Annotated in this window: 10 protein-coding genes and 1 tRNA gene; 5 read left to right on the forward strand and 6 right to left on the reverse strand. The window is 66.5% G+C overall.

Going from position 1 to position 17,636, the window contains the following annotated elements; genetic code table 11:
• Positions 1-109 precede the first annotated feature (109 nt).
• Positions 110-1,921, forward strand: coding sequence for a tRNA (5-methylaminomethyl-2-thiouridine)(34)-methyltransferase MnmD (gene mnmD / locus AAC997_RS12865; RefSeq protein WP_340646098.1), 1,812 nt, complete (start codon positions 110-112; stop codon positions 1,919-1,921).
• Between the two features lie 33 nt (positions 1,922-1,954).
• Positions 1,955-2,335 carry a DUF6491 family protein gene (locus tag AAC997_RS12870; RefSeq protein WP_340646099.1) on the forward strand — a complete coding sequence of 127 codons (381 nt, stop codon included), beginning with the start codon at positions 1,955-1,957 and terminating at the stop codon, positions 2,333-2,335.
• A 93-nt stretch (positions 2,336-2,428) separates the two neighbouring features.
• Here the strand turns inward: AAC997_RS12870 and AAC997_RS12875 are convergent, their stop codons facing one another.
• The 5 genes from AAC997_RS12875 to AAC997_RS12895 form a co-directional block, all read right to left on the reverse strand.
• Complete coding sequence (locus AAC997_RS12875; protein WP_340646100.1) at positions 2,429-5,422, reverse strand: TonB-dependent receptor; 2,994 nt, start codon at positions 5,420-5,422, stop codon at positions 2,429-2,431.
• Positions 5,423-6,002: 580 nt separating this feature from the next.
• Positions 6,003-9,149: a TonB-dependent receptor gene (locus AAC997_RS12880; RefSeq protein ID WP_340646101.1), complete on the reverse strand. Its 3,147-nt coding sequence runs from the start codon at positions 9,147-9,149 to the stop codon at positions 6,003-6,005.
• A gap of 479 nt (positions 9,150-9,628) precedes the next feature.
• Positions 9,629-11,467: a carbamoyltransferase C-terminal domain-containing protein gene (locus AAC997_RS12885; RefSeq protein WP_340646102.1), complete on the reverse strand. Its 1,839-nt coding sequence runs from the start codon at positions 11,465-11,467 to the stop codon at positions 9,629-9,631.
• Between the two features lie 106 nt (positions 11,468-11,573).
• Positions 11,574-11,648, reverse strand: a tRNA-Val gene (locus tag AAC997_RS12890).
• A gap of 74 nt (positions 11,649-11,722) precedes the next feature.
• Positions 11,723-12,082 (reverse strand): response regulator, encoded by a 360-nt coding sequence (locus tag AAC997_RS12895; protein WP_340646103.1) that lies wholly within the window; start codon positions 12,080-12,082, stop codon positions 11,723-11,725.
• Positions 12,083-12,211: 129 nt separating this feature from the next.
• Between AAC997_RS12895 and AAC997_RS12900 the strand changes: the two genes are divergently transcribed.
• The 3 genes from AAC997_RS12900 to AAC997_RS12910 all read left to right on the forward strand — a co-directional run bounded on the left by AAC997_RS12900 (position 12,212) and on the right by AAC997_RS12910 (position 16,638).
• On the forward strand, positions 12,212-13,117 hold the full coding sequence (locus tag AAC997_RS12900) for an N-formylglutamate amidohydrolase (protein WP_340646104.1): 906 nt from the start codon (positions 12,212-12,214) through the stop codon (positions 13,115-13,117).
• A gap of 381 nt (positions 13,118-13,498) precedes the next feature.
• Positions 13,499-15,331, forward strand: coding sequence for a translational GTPase TypA (typA, locus tag AAC997_RS12905; RefSeq protein WP_340646105.1), 1,833 nt, complete (start codon positions 13,499-13,501; stop codon positions 15,329-15,331).
• Between the two features lie 134 nt (positions 15,332-15,465).
• Positions 15,466-16,638, forward strand: coding sequence for an aminotransferase (locus tag AAC997_RS12910; RefSeq protein ID WP_340646106.1), 1,173 nt, complete (start codon positions 15,466-15,468; stop codon positions 16,636-16,638).
• 131 nt (positions 16,639-16,769) lie between these two features.
• Here the strand turns inward: AAC997_RS12910 and AAC997_RS12915 are convergent, their stop codons facing one another.
• Positions 16,770-17,573, reverse strand: coding sequence for an enoyl-CoA hydratase/isomerase family protein (locus AAC997_RS12915; protein WP_340646107.1), 804 nt, complete (start codon positions 17,571-17,573; stop codon positions 16,770-16,772).
• Between the last annotated feature and the right edge of the window lie 63 nt (positions 17,574-17,636).

Raw genomic sequence — 17,636 nt, forward strand, 5'->3', positions numbered from 1 at the left:
GCCCTTCGTAAACGCAGATGCGTTCGAAAAGCACTAAGCTTTTCGAACGCATCTGCGTTTACGAAGGGCCGTCCCCATCCGGGGGCGGCCCTTTTCGTTGCGCGGTCTCATGAGCGATCAAACCCCGCCTTCCCCGCTGGTCTGGACTGAGGAGGGCCACCCGCGCTCCCGGCTCTATGACGATGTCTATTTCTCCAAAGAGGACGGCCTGGCGGAATCCCGCGCCGTCTTCCTTGCCGGCTGCGGCCTGCCCATCGCCTGGGCCGGACGTGACCGATTCGTGGTGGGAGAGCTCGGCTTCGGAACCGGCCTGAACCTACTGGCCCTGCTCGACCTGTGGCGCACGACCCGCGAGCCTCACGCGCATCTTCATGTCTTCTCCGTTGAGGCGCATCCGCTGAGCGCCGACGAAGCCCGTCGAGCCCTCGCCGCCTGGCCGGAACTGGCCGATCTCGCGCGCCTGCTGACCGACTGCTGGCCAGGCGAGGCCCGCGGGTTTCATCGTGTCGATCTCCCGGAAGTCCACGCCACCCTGGATCTGGCGGTGATGGGTGCCCATCAGGGCCTTGAAGGTTGGCAAGGTCGGGCCGACGCCTGGTTCCTCGACGGCTTCTCACCCGCGCTCAATCCCGACATGTGGGACGAAGCCTTGCTTGCCTTGGTGGCCAAACGCTCGGCGCCAGGGGCTCGCGCGGCGACGTTCACTGTGGCCGGCGCCGTGCGTCGCGGCCTTCAGGGCGCCGGTTTCACCGCTGAGAAGCGTCCTGGTCATGGCCGTAAGCGGGAGCGCCTGGAGGCCAGGTTGCCCGGCGCGCACCTTTCGGCGCCGACGCCGCGAGTGGTCATCGTGGGCGCGGGCATCGCCGGAGCCAGCGCGGCCCGGTCCCTGCGCGCCCTCGGCTGCGAGCCAATTCTGATCGACGCCGAGGGATTTGGGGCCGGGGCGTCGGGAAATCCGGCCGCCCTGGTGACACCACGCCTCGACGCCGGCCTTGGGCCGCTCGCCGCCCTCTTCGCCCAGGCCTATCGTCGCGCCCTGGCGCTCTACGAGGAGGTCCCCGACGCCATCCTGTCCCGCGGCGTGCTGCAGTTGGCCGACGGTGAGCGGGACCTCAGACGGTTCGCCAAGATCTCCGGCTCCGACCTCTTCGAACCCGGAGCCCTGGCGCCGCGCGACGCCAGCGAGGCCAGCGCCCGGATGGGTGAGGCTGTTTCGGCTGGCCTGGACCTCACCGGCGCCCTGACCATCACGCCTCCCGCGGTGCTGGCGGCTTGGGGCGGGGTGGTGCGACGGGCCACCGTGGTCGGCCTGCACCGGTCGGTCGGCGTTTGGCGTCTCGTCGGAGCGGACGGCGCGACGATTGCGGAGGCCGAGGCGGTGATCCTGGCCACCGGCCATCAACCCCTGTGGCCGCAGCCCGAAATCCGTCCCGTGCGTGGTCAGGCCAGTTGGGTCCAGGATTTCGACAAGGCCCCCGCCGCCGCCTGGGGTGGCTATGTCCTGCCGACCCGGCGTGGCCTGCTGTTCGGCGCCACCCACGACCGCGAAGATTTGGGGACCGAGGTTCGGGAGACCGATCACGCTCGGAACCGCGCCACCCTCACCGCCGCCCTCCCCGTTCTTGCGCGCCGGCTGGAGGGTCAGGCCCTGGAAGGCCGGGCCTCGGTCCGCGCCACCACGGCAGACCACCTGCCGCTGGCCGGCGCCGCGCCAGGGGCGGAGGACGGACTCTTCCTGCTGGGCGGATTTGGATCGCGGGGCTTCTGCCTGGCCCCGCTGCTGGCCGAGCACGTCGTGGCTCTGGCTCTGGGCGCGCCCTCTCCAATCCCGGCAGGGTTATCGGAACTGGTTGATCCGGCTCGCTTTCTTCGGCGCGCGATGCGTCGTGGCCGCACTTCCGCCCCGGGCTCCACGCCATAAGGTTTCCGGGACGGTCTTGCCGAGGAGACGAAGATGAAACCCCATTCGCTCACGCTCGCCATCGCGGCCTTGACGCTCCTGACCGGGGCGACGGCGGCGGCCGCGAAGTCGCCTCGAACCTGCTTCCCGGCGCGCAACGTCTCCAACTACGCGGTGGTCAACGAGACGACACTGAACATCCGGGTCGGGGTGCGCGACGTCTATCAACTGAACTTGATGGGCATCTGCCCCGACATCGGCAGCCAGAACCGGATCGCCATCAAGTCCCGGGGCTCATCGCTGGTGTGCTCCCCGCTCGACGCCACCATCGTCGCTGAGGGACCCTTCGGCCGGTTGCAGCGGTGTGAGGTGCGCGGGATGCGCAAGCTGACGCCGGAGGAAATCGCCCTCTTGCCGTCCCGCGAGAAGCCCTGACAAGAAAAGGGCGTCGCCCGGCTGGACGACGCCCTTCAGTTGCGTTGGGAAAGTCCGGCGACGGGAAGCCCGCCGCCGGTCGTTCTCTCTTGTCTAGAAGGTCTTCTTCAGACCGACCTTGAAGACGCGGCCCAGCGGGTTCCCGTTGGTGACGTCGTAGTTGTAGAAGCTCTGGGCGTAGGGCGGATCGGTATCCAGGATGTTCTGGATGCTGAAGCTCGCCGTGGTTTCCCAAGGCAGGTCGACCCGCAGGTTGAGGTCGTGCTGCCAGTAGTCGTCCAGCTTGCCGGTGCTCTGATAGGTGCCGGTAGAGTAGTTGTAGCGGCAGTCGGCGGTGGTGCCGGCGCCCGCATCACCCACGCAGACGGGCGCGGCGATGGTCGTGCCCTCACGGTAGAGCAGCTGGTAACGGAGGTTCCACTTTTCACCGGCGACATTGATGAAGGCCGAGGCGCGGGTCTTCGGGAACGAGTAGAATTCGCCCGTCAGGTCGTGCTTGCCGGCCCGGTCGATCGCCGGAGCGATGACCACAGAAGGATCTTCAAGCAAGGTGGTCTCACCGCGCTTGTATTCCTTCGTCAGGGTGGCTTCGGCGCCCACCGTCACCTGGGTGTCGTAGAAATCCATCCCGAAGAAGTTGTCGAAGTCATACTGGCCGCGAAGGTCGAAGCCGGAGGTCTTGGTGTTCTGGCCGTTGACGATCTTGATCGTGGCTTGCAGCACGTTGGCCTGGGTGGTGCAGACCGGGGCGCCGCCGACATTCACGAAGCGCGCCGCGAAGGCGGGCTTGGCGCAGTTGGCGGCGTTGAGGGCGGCGAGCAGTTGGCCCGCGTCCTCGACGATCAGTTCCTTCTTGAAGTCGAAGGTCCAGTAGTCGACCGAGGCGCTGAAGCCACCGGCCGTGACGATGACCCCCAGGTTGCCGGTCGTCGCGGTCTCAGGTTCGAGGAACGGGTTGTTCTCCGTCACCACGGCGCGATAGGAGCCCGCGATGTTGCGAACGCCCTTGCTGCTGCCGGGCGTCAGAGCCGTCTGGCCCGGCGCACGGAAGGTGGTGCCCGCCGAACCGCGGAAGGCCAGCCAGTCCATCGCCTGCCAGCGGGCCGAGATCCGCGGGTTGGTGGTGGAGCCGACGTTGCCGCCGAAGTCTTCGTGACGCACGGCGGCGCTGACTTCCAGCGTGTCGAGCACCGGCAGCTTGACCTCGGCGAAGGCCGCGCCGACCCGGCGGTCGACGTCATTGTCGGCTTGGGCGCCGAAGAAGACGAACGGGCCGGTGGGGTTCGCGCAGAGGCCCTGCTGGCCGTCGATGGAGTCGACGCAAGGCGTGGCTTGCACGTCGCCCAGATCGGACCAGTCGTCCACGTTGCGATTGAAGCGATACTGCACCCCGGCCGCCCAGGCGATGTTGCCGCCGCCCAGAGCGATGCTGGTTTCCTTGTTGATCACCGCATCGGCCACCAGGATCTGGTTGGTCGCCACATTGGTGTAGGTGCCGTAGAGCCAGGCCTTCATGGCCGGATCGTTGGCCACCGAAGCCACGTAGTAGGGGTTGGCGTTCCCATTGATCGCGCTGGTGGCGATACCGTTGCTGAAGGGGTTGAGGTACTTACAGGCGCCGACGCCGGGGGTGCCGGTGTTGTAGTTACAGCCCGCGCCGCCCAGGCCGTTGAAGGCCCGCTGGATGCGGTTCACCAGCAGGTCGTTGGTGGTGACGATGCCCTTGTTTTCCATGAAGGTCAGGGCCGTATCCCAGCCGATCCCATCCAGGAGCCCGCCGCTGAACCGGCCGTTCAGACCGGCGGAAACCCGGTACTGGGTCTGCTCGATCTGCTGGTAGTCGGCGCCGTCGGAATTCAGCGGATGACCTTCGACGCCGATCAGGCGCCAGGCGGTCTGGCTGGTGGTGACCCCGCCGGCCATGGCCGCGCATTGAGCCGCGGTAAGCGGCGCGGCGCAGTTGGTCCGCAGGGCGATCAGGCCGGGGTTCGACGCCGGCACGAAGTAGCGCGTCTGGTTGTTGTAGCCGGGAGGCGCCGTGGAGCCCGACGTATTGGCCGTGGGGAACTGGGTGGTCAGGTTGGCGGGCGAGAGGCGCTGATCGGGCACATCGTTGCGGTTCCAGGCGATCTCGGCGTGGAACCGGGTGGTGTCGGTCAGGTCGAAGTTGACTTCACCGTAGAGCTGATAGTGATGCTCTTCGTTCACCAAGTCGTTGAAGTTGCTGAATTGATACCGGCAAAGCGCGCCGCCGCTGGCGACCGGCTTCAGGGTGCCGGACAGTTCCTGGGAGCCCAGGACGTTACAGCCGTTGTCGCGGAACAGACCGGCGCCGCTGGGCGTGCCGTACGAACCGGGGCTCGCAGAGCCGGACCAGCCGCCGTAGAAGACCGATTCGAACGGCCGGACAGCGTAGTCGCGATCCTGGGCGTCGAGGCGGCCACGGGTACGGTAGCCCGCAGTCAGCAGCATGTTGCCGTTATCGAACTGCTTGCCGTAGGCGATGCTGGCATCCCAGTCGCCGCCGTCGGAGTCCTTGATGAACGCGTAGTTGCCGTTGAACTCGAAGCCGTCGAGATCCTTGCGGGTGATGAAGTTCACCACGCCGGCCACGGCGTCGGAGCCGTAGGTGGCGGCGGCGCCGTCCTTCAGGATTTCGATCCGGGCGATCGCGGCCGTGGGCATGAAGTTCAGGTCCTGACCACCGCCTTGGAAGGCCGCGGCGGTCGTGTCGGCGAGGCGTCGGCCGTTCATCAAGACCAAGGTGCGCGACGAACCGAGGCCCCGCAGGTTGATCGAGGCGGTACCGGCGCCGCCGTTATAGCGATTGCTTTCCCCAAGCGAGGACTGGGCCGCCGTCAGGGTCTTGACCAGCTGGACGACACTGGGCGCCCCTTGCTTGGCCAGTTCCTGAACGCCGATGACGTCCACCGGTTGGGCGGCCTTCTCGGACGACCCGGCGATGAATGAGCCGGTGACCACGACTTCCTCAACGACGGTGGCGTCCTGGGCGAAAGCGGAGCCCGCTCCCAATGTCAGGGCGACGGCCAGAATGGACCCGCCGCAGAAATATCTGCTCTTCAACATAATCGTTCCCCCTCGAGTGCGCCCTTGAATGTGGGTTTGGGCGTTTTGACTCATGCGAAGAAACAATCATCTGGCGCCGCCCCCCGCAGCGCCAGGGATTTTTCCGTGATGAAACAAAACGGCGTTATGTGTTGCGGCGCACACTAGCCTCTGGGTGATCGGCGATCAGGAAGTCCTTGTTTACGGACGGATTGCGGCGCGTTTGATTCCCCTCACAGGAGCGTCGCGCCAAGATTTCCCTTACGCAACAGCGGCGGTGAAAATTCGGCGAGCCGAGATATGCGACCTGAGGATGCGCGGGCGGTTTTTGAACCCCGCGTGAATTTTCGGAGTGTGCGGCGCCGCATTCACGCAAGGAGGCGCGTTGCATTAAAGACACGGCCAGGCGGAGAACTTGTAAGGCGCCTGCCGTGAGGGAAGCCTCGGCGGCGCACGGCGGCGCGGGCGCACCCGGCATGACGCTCCGGCGGCCGGCGAATCGAAGCGCGGGCGGCCTCAGGTGGGCCGAAAAAGAAAACGCCGCCCTCGTGAGAGGGCGGCGTCCAGTCTCGAGCCTTCGGGGCCGTAGCCCCGAGGCCTTTTAGAAGCGCTTCTTGATGCCGACGCTGTAGACGCGGCCCAGCGGGTTTCCGCTGCCGGGGTCGTAGTTGTACTGGGTGCCGATGGCGAACGGCGGGTCCTTGTCGAGAACGTTCATGACCGAGAGGGTCAGGGCGGTATCCCAGGGCAGTTCGGCCCGGTAGGTCACGTCGTGCTGCCAGTATTCGGCGATCTTGGCGGTCGATTTGACGTTGTTGGCGATAGCGACCGGGGTCGCCTCCGTCTGCAACGTCGAGGAGACGTGGCGAATCTGCCAGCGCAGGTTCTGACCGCCCGACGACCAGTTCATATAGGCGTTGGCGCGAAGGCGGTTGTAGCCCGTGAAGATCGAGGCCCGGTAAGTGCCCGCGCGCTTGATGACGCCCGCCGAGGTCTGGAAGCCTTCAATCGCGTAGGGCGACTCGTCGTAGTTCAGCAGGTAGGTGCCGTCGAAGCCGGTGCTCAGGTCACCGCCAAACAGCTCGCCGACCTGCAGGTTGGCCTGGAAGTCGACCCCATCGGTCTTCACGCCGCCGCCATTGATGTAGTTGGTGCGGTACGAGAGGATGTTGTCGCGACGGCAGGCGCCGGCGAAGGTGAACCGGGCCTGCACGGCGGCATAGGCTGCGTTGCCGCAATTGCCCGTGCTGGTCGGCGCCGCGGCGCCGGCCGGGAACATGATCGCGATCAGGTCGGCCGTGGCTTCCGAGGTCAGGGCGTCCTGGAAGTCGAAGTTCCAATAGTCGACCGTGGCGTCGAAGGGCCCGATCTTCACGATCGCGCCGACGCTGTAGGTCAGCGCCGTTTCCGGTTCCAGGTTCGGGTTGCCGTAGAGGTCGTTGGCCCGATAGGTGCCGCTCGCCGCCGTCAGACCCCGCGTGAAGTTCGTGGTTGTGATGGTGGCGGCCGGCGCCCGGAAGGTGGTGCTGACCGAACCGCGCAGGGCCAGCCAGTCCAGAGCCTGCCAACGCAGAGCGGCCTTCGGATTGAAGGTCTCACCCTGGCCTTGGTAGTACTCGTAACGCGCCGCCAGGGAGCCTTCCAGACTGTCGGTGATCGGCAGGCGGAGTTCGAAGAAGCCGGAACCGACCTTCCGCTCCACGTCGTAGGGACGCAGGTTGGCGTTGAACAGGAACGGACCGTTGGCCGTGGTGGGGCAATAGGGCGAACCGTCGCCGAACGGCGGGCTGTCGACGCAAGGCGTGGCGTTGGCGTCGTAGACCACGTCCGGGTCCTGGATCTGACGGTCGTAGCGGAACTGACCGCCGGCGGCCCAGGAGATGTTGTCCGAACCCCAGAGCTTGAAGCCGCTTTCGCCGCTGAAGACGACATCGGCGACGAACAGCTTGTTGGAGATTTCGTTGAACTGTTCTTCTTCCATCCAGTTGAAGACGGCGGCGCGGTTGGCGACGCTGTCGTTCAGACCCGCGATCGTCGAGCTTGAACCCACATAGTAGGGGTTGGCGGCGACGTTCGAAGTGCTCTGCTGGATCGCGTTGGCGAAGGGGTTGAAGTAGAAGCAACCCAGGGCGGCGTTACCGGCGTTGGTGGTGAAGTTCGCCGTTTCCGCTGCGGTGCACTGGTCCGCATTGCCAGCCCGGCTGCCGAAGCCGCTGAGGCCCAGCTGCAGGCGGTTCACCGAGGTGTCCTGCAGGTTGTAGTTGTAGTCCTGCTCTTGGTAGGTCAGGCCGACTTCCCAACCGACGCCGTTCTCGAACTTGCCCTTGAACCCACCGGCGACCCGGAACGTGTCGACCTTGTAGGAGTAATGGCTGTGGCGATCGTTGGTATAGGGATTGCCGGCGAAGCCGACGGGACGCCAGGAGGTCTGGCTGCCGGCGACGCCATAGAGGGCGGCGTTGGCGGCCTGGCTTTGCGCCAGGCCCAGGCCGGTGGCGCAGCTGGCCGCGTCCACGCCATAGGGTAGGACCGGACCTGCGCAGCTTGCGGTGGCGATCTGGCCGAGCAGGGCCAGCAGGCCCGGGTTGGTGTTGGGGATATAGAAGCGGGACTGCTCGCTGGTGCCCGTGGCCGGGATCGGCGAGGTGCCACCGCCGGGGGAGCCGCCTGAAGCCGCGATCGGGGTCGGGAACTGGTTCGGCCCGGTGATCGCCCAGCTCTGGTTGGGCGTGTCGTGCGAGGCGTAGAGAACCTCGATATTGCCTTCGATGTTGTCGGTGATGTCGACGTTCAGCTTGCCGTAGAGCTGGTAGTGATTTTCGTCTTCGATCAGGTTGTCGAAGGTCGTGTACTGGAAGTTGCACGAGGTCGGGCTGACGATGGCGCTGCCCAGGACGTAGGGCGAGCCGCCGTTGGCCGCGCAGCCGATGTCCGGCAGAGAGCCTGAGAACGCCCCTGCGGCCGCGTTGGCTGCGGAGGTCGCGGTGTTATACTGCCCCGGGTTACCGGTGCCGGCCCAGCCGCCCAGCGGGTTCTCAAGATAGCCGTTCGGGCCGGTGCGCAGGGCCCAGTCGCGTTCCTTGACCGACATCTCCGAACGATGGCGATAGCCTGCGCTCAGCAGCAGGTTGGCGCGGTCGCCCTTGTATCCGTAGGCGATGCTGCCTTCGTAGTCCCCGCCCGATCCGGAGATGCCCTGGTAGTTGGCGTTGAGCTCAAAGCCCTGCAGATCGGTCCGAGTGATGAAGTTGACCACGCCGCCGATGGCGTCGGAGCCGTAGGTCGCCGCCGCGCCGTCCTTCAGGACTTCCACGCGGCCGATGGCGGCGGTGGGCAGCAGGTTGATGTCGACCGACGAAATCGCTTGGGGCGAAGTCGGCAGACGCCGGCCATTGAACAGCACCAGGGTGCGCGAGCCGGTGACGGCCGAGTTCAGGTTGCGAAGGTTGATGGTCGCCGCGCCCGAGCCGGAGCCGAAGCGGTTGTTCTCACCAATCACCGCGCCCGACGACGGGATGGTCTTGATGAGCTGAACCATGGTGGGCGAGCCGCGGTTGGCGAGCTCCTTGGCGCCGATCACGTCGACCGGCAGGGCCGCGTCTTCCGGGCTGCCGGCGATGAAGGAGCCGGTCACCACGACTTCTTCAACCGTGGCGGAATCGTCCTGTGCAGCGGCGTTCCCGGCGAGCCCCATGGTCAGGGCGACGGCCAGGATCGATCCACCGCAGAAATATCTGCTTTTTGACATCAATGTTTCCTTTCCCCCTCAAACGGCCTGTCCCCAGTTTGAAATGCCTGGGAGCTAAGCGGCCGATGAGTGGCGCGATAATCGTGCGTCTCACTTGGGAGCGCCAGAGCCGCGTTCGGAATGTTTCGAGTTCGAAATGGACTTGACCAGACGCTAAGCTTTTGACATAACTGATAAATATATTACCCGGAAACATACCGAGGACAGAAAAAGTTTGATGGATCGCCGGCAGAATTCCTAGGAATTTGGTTTTAAAGGCGTTTTCTGGCGTTCGAATTCTCATAACGACGTTCGGATCGTGCCGGGATTTCGAAAAAACCGGCCGGTCGGTCGGCAGATGACGCGAAGGCCAGAAAAGCCACTGTTGCAACGCGGCCTCACCCTTCGGAAAAAGATTTCGCGGCGGCAGTCCGTCATGACGCCGGGTCATCCGGCGACCTGATTTGGGGCGATCTGCTGGTCTGGTCAGACGCCCCGCCTCAGGGCGCGGCTGGCCCCATGAACAGCCCGAAATCGGTGAGGATGTAGCCGAGCCCCAGCTTGGTGGCCTCGGCGAAGGCGTCGTCCGCCGTCTCAACGATAGGCACGCCCGGACCATTGAAGGAGGTGTTCATCAACACCCCCGGCGCGCCGACCTCGGTCATGGCAAGCAGCAGGTCGTGCAGCAGCCCCGTCTCGGCCCCCACATGCTGCAGTCGCGAGGTGTGGTCGAAGTGGGTCACAGCTGGCAGCGCCTGGGTCCGGCTGCGGTAGTTGAACAGCATGTAGCGCGACTCCGCCGGGCCGCGGTCGAAATAGGTCGCCGACTCGCTCTGCAGGACCGCCGGCGCAAATGGACGCCAGGGCTCGCGGCGCTTCAGGCGGTTCACCGCGGCCCAACTCCCCGCCGAGGCTGGATTGGCCAGGATCGAGCGGTGACCGAGCGCCCGCGGACCCACCTCGCTACGGCCTGAGCAGATGCCCACCGCCTGGTCCCCCAGCAACAGGGCGCATGTCCGCTTCAGAGGATCGACATCTTCCACGCGCCGCCACCCGTGGCGTTCGGCCGCCGCCGAGACATCGGGCTGCAGAATATCGGCCCCGAGATAGACAGCCTCGGCGTAGCTGGCGGGTGGTGCGGGATAGACACCATGAGCGTCGAAATAGGCGGCGACCGCGGCGCCGATCGACAGCCCCTCATCGTTGACGGCGGCTGGAACCACCACCGGGACGTCCTGGACCACCGACAGGTTGCTGTTGGCCGGACAGTTCAGCGCCAGACCGCCGGTCAGGGCGATCTGCTCGTATTGGAAGCCGGCGCGCCGGGCTATCGCCTGAGCGGCGCGCTGGATCGCCAGGACATTGTGTTCCAGCAGCAGCTGGGCCGAGGCTGCAATATCGGCCACGAGGTTCGGCGGGGTCTCGTCGAAGGTGTTCCAGGCCACCAGCTTGGCCGCGTCGATCCGCTGCCGAGCGAACCACCTTTGAATCACCTCGCGCATGCCGACCTTGTATTGGTCGGTGATCTGCCATCGCGTCCCCACCAGGGCGGCGTCGAAATAGATCGGGCGGCCATAGGGCGCGAGCCCCATAAGCTTGCCGGCTCCACCCGAGTCACCCAGGCCGAGCATGGACGCCACGGTGTCGTAGAACTCGCCAAGCCATCCGTCGGTGGGTGTGATCGCCTGCAGCTTCTGTCCCGGCGTCCAGAAATAGACGCCGCCCCCCGCGAAGGACGGGCCAACACCGCCGTCGGCGCTGATGACCAACGCCGGTCGATCAGGACTGACCGCATAGGCTGCATACTGGGCGTGCAGATAGTGATGCTGATAGAATCGGGCGCGATAGGCACGGCCGTCGAGCCGAAGTTCGCCATCGATGTGCATGGCGCGGGAGAGGGCCGGCGTCTGGGCGCCGACCATGGCCATGGCCTCGTAGGACTGGTTGAACCCCTCATTGGCGGCGCTGTAATAGGGAAAATTCTCCCGCACCAGCGCACCGCCCCGGCCGAGGAAGTCGGCGTGCCAGGGGATCAGCCTGCGATAGTGGTGGCCGGCCGGGATGCGGCCGAAAAAGTCTTCGGCGCCCATGGCCTCGCCGCCGGCCATCGTGATCTCGACATCGGCGTCGTGAAACATCGGAACCAGCTGGGTCGAGCACAATCCCAGCAGGACATCAGCGGGCGCGCCCTCCAACAGCTCGCGAAGGTCGTCAGAGGACAGTCCCAGGGCATGCTTGACCCGGGTGCGGCGTTCCTTGTTCAGAAATTGCGTGAGGCCGCCTTGATCCAGCACCGCCCCGCTGGCGTCGTGGCCGAAGTGCAATCCGATCGCCTGCATGAACACCGCGTCCGCTTGATTTGAGCGACCTGTCTCGCCGAACCGGTCACAACTGGCAAGGCGCGCGGCCCTAGGGCCGGAACCAGGGTGATCTGTTGGGAAGTGATGGTGGACGTGACAGGGATTGAACCTGTGACCCCCTCGATGTCAACGAGGTGCTCTCCCGCTGAGCTACACGTCCAGACCGTCAGGTCTCCCTTTCGGGAGCGGAGGCGGCGGTATAATGGAGCGCCGTTTCCGGCGCAAGCGCGGCCTTCAGGCGGCGGCCATCATGCGCTCGACCTCGGTGACGATCTCGCGCAGATGGATGGGCTTGGAGAGCACCTTGGCGCCGGGGGGCGCGCTCTCGCCGGCGGCCAGGGCCACGGCGGCGAAGCCGGTGATGAACATGATGCGCAGGCCCGGATGTTTGGCGGCGGCAAGGCGGGCCACCTCGATGCCATCCATGCCAGGCATGACGATGTCGGTGAGCAGCAGGTCCCAGTCCTGGTCCAGCACCGCCGCGGCCTCTTCGCCATCGGCGCAGGCGGTCACCTCATAGCCCGCGCGTTCCAACGCGCGACTGAGGAAGCCACGGAGGGAATCATCATCTTCGGCCAACAGGATCCGGGGCATGGGTGTTCCGCGCGAGTGGTCTAGAGGCCACACCATAGTGGGCCAGATGTAAACTCGCGATGAACCCTCAAGGATGCGCCGCGCCTGATCGTTTGACCGCCCGTGGGCGACGCCATCATATAAAGGCCAATGACCGCCATTGAGCCCCTTGTCGCTGACGACGCCGCGCCCAAGCCGGCGCCGGCCTTCGACATCTGGCGCGCGGCCCTCGACGGCCAGCCGGCGCCGACACCGCTGGTCTTCGCCTCCCCCCATTCCGGCCGACTCTATCCGGAAGACATGATGGCGGCCACCACCCTGGACGCCGTCGCCATCCGCGGCTCCGAGGACGCCTTTGTCGATGAGCTGATCGAGGCGGCCCCCGGCCTTGGCGCCGCGGTGATCTCCGCCCGCCTGGCGCGCGCCTATATGGACGTCAACCGTGAGGCCTTCGAACTCGACCCCTCCATGTTCGCCGACGAACTGCCCGACTTCGCCCGCGGCCGCTCGGCGAGGGTCGCCGCCGGCCTTGGCGCCATCGCCCGGGTGGTCTCCGAGGGTCAGGAGATTTACGCCCGCAAACTGACCTTCGCCGAGGCGCGTGGCCGCATCGAACTGGCGCACACCCCCTATCACGCCGCGCTCACCCGTTTGCTGGGGGAGGCTCACGCCGCCCACGGCTTTGCAATCCTGGTGGACTGGCACTCCATGCCGGCTGCGGCGGCCAGATCTGGCGGGGGCGCCTGCGACATGGTGCTGGGCGATCGCTTCGGCGCGGCCTGCGCCCCTGTGGTGACACAGAAGGTGGAGCGGGAGCTGGAGGCGATGGGCTACCGCGTCGCCCGCAACGCTCCCTATGCCGGCGGCTACACCACCGAGCATTATGGCCGCCCGGCCCGGCGGACCCATGCCCTGCAGATCGAAATCAGCCGCGGGCTCTATCTGGACGAAGCACGGCTTACGCCCACCGAGGGCTTCGCCAAATTGAAGCGTGACCTGCAGCAGCTCACCGCCATGCTGACCGGGACAGACTGGAGTGGTCTGAAGACCGCCTAGGGGCCTTTCAGCCGCCGTTTCATCCCCGGCCTTCGCACGCCCAGACGTCAGGCCAAAAAAAAGCCGGACCCGAGGGCCCGGCAGTTCATTAGGGAGGAAACGCCCAGGAAGGGCAGAGGCGACATGGCCGCCTCACAGGATTACAAGTACAGTGCGGCGCACAAAACTTCAAGTCCGAATGCGTTGTCGCCGTAAGTTATTTTGTCGAGTCCGGTAAATGTTGTTGATTTTCAATGATATGAAATTCGGGAATGTGCGGTATATGACTTGCTGCATCGCACAACAGCTCAACCATATGGTCAGCGCCCGCGACGAGATTGCGCTGGCGAAAGCCCACGCGCTCGCCTACAAGCCCCGCGCCCTTTCCGAGATAAGAATTAAATGTCGCTCCGCAACATCGCCATCATTGCCCACGTCGACCACGGCAAGACCACGCTGGTCGACCAACTGCTCGCCCAGTCCGGCGTCTTCCGCGCCAACGAGGCGACCGTCGAGCGCGCCATGGACTCCAACGACCAGGAGCGTGAGCGCGGGATCACCATCCTGGCCAAGTGCACCAGCGTGCTGTGGCACGGCGAGGCGGGCGACACGCGCATCAACATCATCGACACCCCCGGCCATGCCGACTTCGGCGGCGAGGTCGAGCGGATTCTCGGCATGGTGGATGGCTGCGTCATCCTGGTGGACGCCGAAGAGGGCGTCATGCCCCAGACCAAGTTCGTCCTGGGCAAGGCCCTGAAGATGGGCCTGAAGCCGATCCTCTGCCTCAACAAGGTCGACCGGCCGCACGCCGATCCCGACCGCATCCTGAACGACGCCTTCGACCTGTTCGCCGCCATGGGCGCGACGGACGAGCAGCTGGACTTCCCGCACATCTATGCCTCGGGCAAGAACGGCTGGGCGACCCTGGACCTGGCCAAGCCCAACGACAACCTGGCCCCCCTGTTCGACCTAATCGTGCGCCACGTGCCAGAGCCGAAGGTCATCGAGAACAAGGACAAGCCCTTCCAGATCCTGTCGGTGCTGATCGAGAACGACCCCTTCCTGGGCCGCCTGCTGACCGGCCGCATCCAGTCGGGCAAGGCCACGCCCGGTATGGCGATCCACGCCTTGTCGCTGGACGGCAAGGAAGTCGAGCGCGGCCGCATCACTAAGGTGCTGGCCTTCCGCGGCCTGAAGCGCCAGCCGATCGAGGACGCCGAAGCCGGCGACATCGTCGCCATCGCCGGCCTGTCGAAAGCCACCGTGGCCGACACCCTGTGCGCGATGGACGTCACCGAGGCCCTGCCGGCCCAGCCGATCGATCCGCCCACCATCTCCATGACCGTCTCGGTGAACAACAGCCCGCTGGCTGGCCGTGAAGGCGATAAGGTGCAGAGCCGCGTGATCGCCGCGCGCCTGCTGAAGGAAGCCCAGTCCAACGTCGCCATCCGGGTTACCGAGACCTCCGACAAGGACGCCTATGAAGTCGCCGGCCGTGGCGAACTGCAGCTGGGCGTGCTGATCGAGAGCATGCGACGCGAGGGCTTCGAACTGTCGATCAGCCGTCCCCGCGTGGTGTTCCAGACCGACCCGGAGACCGGCGATCGCCTGGAGCCGGTCGAGGACGTCATGATCGACGTGGACGACGAGTTCACCGGCATCGTCATCGAAAAGCTTTCGGCCCGCCGCGCCGAACTCAAGGACATGGGCCCGTCCGGCGCCGGCAAGACCCGCATCAGCCTGATGAGCCCGTCACGCTCGCTGATCGGCTACCAGGGCGAGTTCCTCACCGACACCCGCGGTTCGGGCGTGTTGAACCGCGTGTTCAGCCACTACGAGCCCTACAAGGGCGCCATCGACGCGGGCCGCAAGGGCGTGCTGGTCTCCAACTCCGACGGCGAGACGACGGACTTCGCCTTGTGGAACCTCGAGGACCGCGGCTTCATGTTCGTGGGCGGCGGCGAAAAGACCTACCAGGGCATGATCATCGGCGAGAACTCCCGCGCCGACGACCTGGACGTCAACCCGATGAAGGCCAAGGCGCTCAACAACATCCGCGCGTCCGGCAAGGACGAGGCCGTGCGCCTGACGCCGCCGCGCCGGATGACCCTGGAGCAGGCCATCGCCTATATCGAGGAAGACGAACTGGTCGAGGTGACGCCCAAGTCGATCCGTCTGCGCAAGCAGGTGCTGAACCCCAGCCTCCGCAAGCGTCGCGCCAAGGAAGAATAGGGCGCGCCGGGCCATTGGCGCGCGCCTGGCCCGGGGCTCACAAGAGCGGTGGTTGCATGAAGCCATCGGCCCTCGCATAGGGGGTCGAACGCGCCGGAAGCTGTGCTAGGCACGTCCCCGCTCAGGAGCGCGCCATGGCCCATCCCGTCTTCGCCAACCTTCCGACCACCGTCTTCGAGGAGATGTCGGGCCTGGCCCGCGAACGCGGCGCCATCAACCTGGGTCAGGGTTTCCCCGACGACCCCGGGCCGCTGGCGATCCGCCACAAGGCCGCCCAGGAGGTGCTGGAGGGCTACAACCAGTATCCGCCCATGGCGGGCTTGCCGGGGCTGCGCGAGGCCGTGGCGGGCCACTACAGGCGCGCCCAGGGGCTGGACCTGGACTGGAAGACCGAGGTCACCATCACCTCCGGCGCCACCGAGGCCCTGGCCGCGACCTTCCTGGCCCTGGTGCAGCCCGGCGACGAGGTGGTGGTGTTCCAGCCGGTCTATGACGCCTACCTGCCGCTGATCCGAAGGGCCGGCGGGATCCCCAGGCTGGTGCGTCTGGAGCCGCCGCACTGGCGTTTCAACCGGGCCATGCTGGAGGCCGCCTTCAGCGAGAAGACCCGGTTCGTGGTGCTGAACAACCCGATCAATCCGGCCGGCGTCGTCCTGCCCCGGGAGGACCTGGAGCTGCTGGCGGCGTTCTGCATCGCCCATGATGCGACGGCCATCTGCGACGAGGTCTGGGAGCAGGTGGTCTTCGATGGGGCCAAGCACATCCCCTTGATGTCGCTGCCGAATATGCGTGAGCGCACGGTGAAGATCGGCTCGGCGGGGAAGATGTTCGGGCTGACCGGCTGGAAGGTGGGCTTCCTCTGCGCGGCCCCGGCGCTGACCCATGCCCTGGCCCGCGCCCACCAGTTCCTGACCTTCACCACCCCGCCCAATCTGCAGGCCGCCGTGGCCTTCGGGCTGGACACTCCCGGCGACTGGTTCACCGCCATGCCGGCCGGTCTGCAGCGGTCGCGGGACAGGCTGGCGGCCGGGCTGACGGCGGAGGGGTTCAAGGTGCTGGCCAGCCAGGGGACCTACTTCCTCAATGTGGACCTGGCGGCCTCGGGGGTGAGCGAGCCCGACCGGGCCTTCGCCCTGCGGGCGGTGAAGGAGGCCGGCGTCGCGGCGATCCCGGTCTCGGCGCTCTATGAGGACGAGCCGGTCACAAGCATCCTGCGGCTCTGCTTCTCGAAGGGGGACGCGACCCTGGACGCCGGCATCGAGCGGCTGGCCAGGGCGCGGGAGCTGTCGCGGAAGGCGGTCGGCTGACACACATGTCGGCCGTCGCGGATGGAGGAAAACGCACTTTCGCGTCCCTCACCGCCATCCCTTGTGGGGCCTGGGTTTGCAGGCCGTCGGTCCGACCGACATGTGCCGACATGTGACCGCTGAGGCCCCGCTCAATCGCCCTGGAAGCGGCCCGGGCGCTTTTCGAAAAAGGCGGCCACGCCTTCGCGGAAGTCGGCCGAGCGGCTGGTGAGCAGGTACTGGTCGCGGTCCATGAAGGTGGCCGCATGGGCGCCGCCGGCGACGGCGGCGTTGACCGCCTCCTTGGTCATGCGCACCGGCAGGGGCGGCAGGGCGGCGAGCTTGGCGGCCCAGGTCCGGGCGGCGGCCATGGCCTGGCCCTCCGGCGCCACCTCGTCGCAGAAGCCCCAGTCGAGACAGGTCTGGGCATTGGTCGCCTCGCCGAACATCACGAAGCGCTTGGCCCGCGCCGGTCCCACCAGGGCGGTGATGCGCGGCAGGCTGCGCCAGCTCATATTGATGCCCAGGGGAACCTCCGGCAGGCGCAGATAGCCGCCCTCCCCCATGATCCGGAAATCGCAGGCCACGGCCAGGGCGCAGCCGCCGCCGATGCAGAACCCCTCCAGGGCCGCGATCGTCACCGCCTCGATGGCCTCCCAGGCCTCGCACATGTCGGGGCCGGCCATCACCGCCTCGCGGGTCTCCAGCAGGGTCGGGCGCGACCGCTCCCCCTGGCTGGCCAGGTCGGCGCCGGCGGAGAAGTAGGTCGCGGCCCCGGTGAGGATGACGGCGGTGAGGTCGCTGCGCCGCCGCACCGACCGCGCGAAGGCGGTCAGCTCCTCCATCAGGGCGGTGTTGAGCGCATTGCGGGCGGCAGGCCGGCTCAGCGCCACCTCGGCCACCGCGCCCTCGCGGCGGATGCTGAGGTGTTCCCAGGCGTGGGTGAATGGATCCATGGCGGCCTCCCCTTTGGGCAAGGATCGCGCGGGGGGCCGGAGGGCGCAAGGATGGGGGGGCGC

Origin of the sequence: Phenylobacterium sp. (genome assembly GCF_037968635.1) — a bacterium.
Classification (GTDB): domain Bacteria; phylum Pseudomonadota; class Alphaproteobacteria; order Caulobacterales; family Caulobacteraceae; genus Phenylobacterium.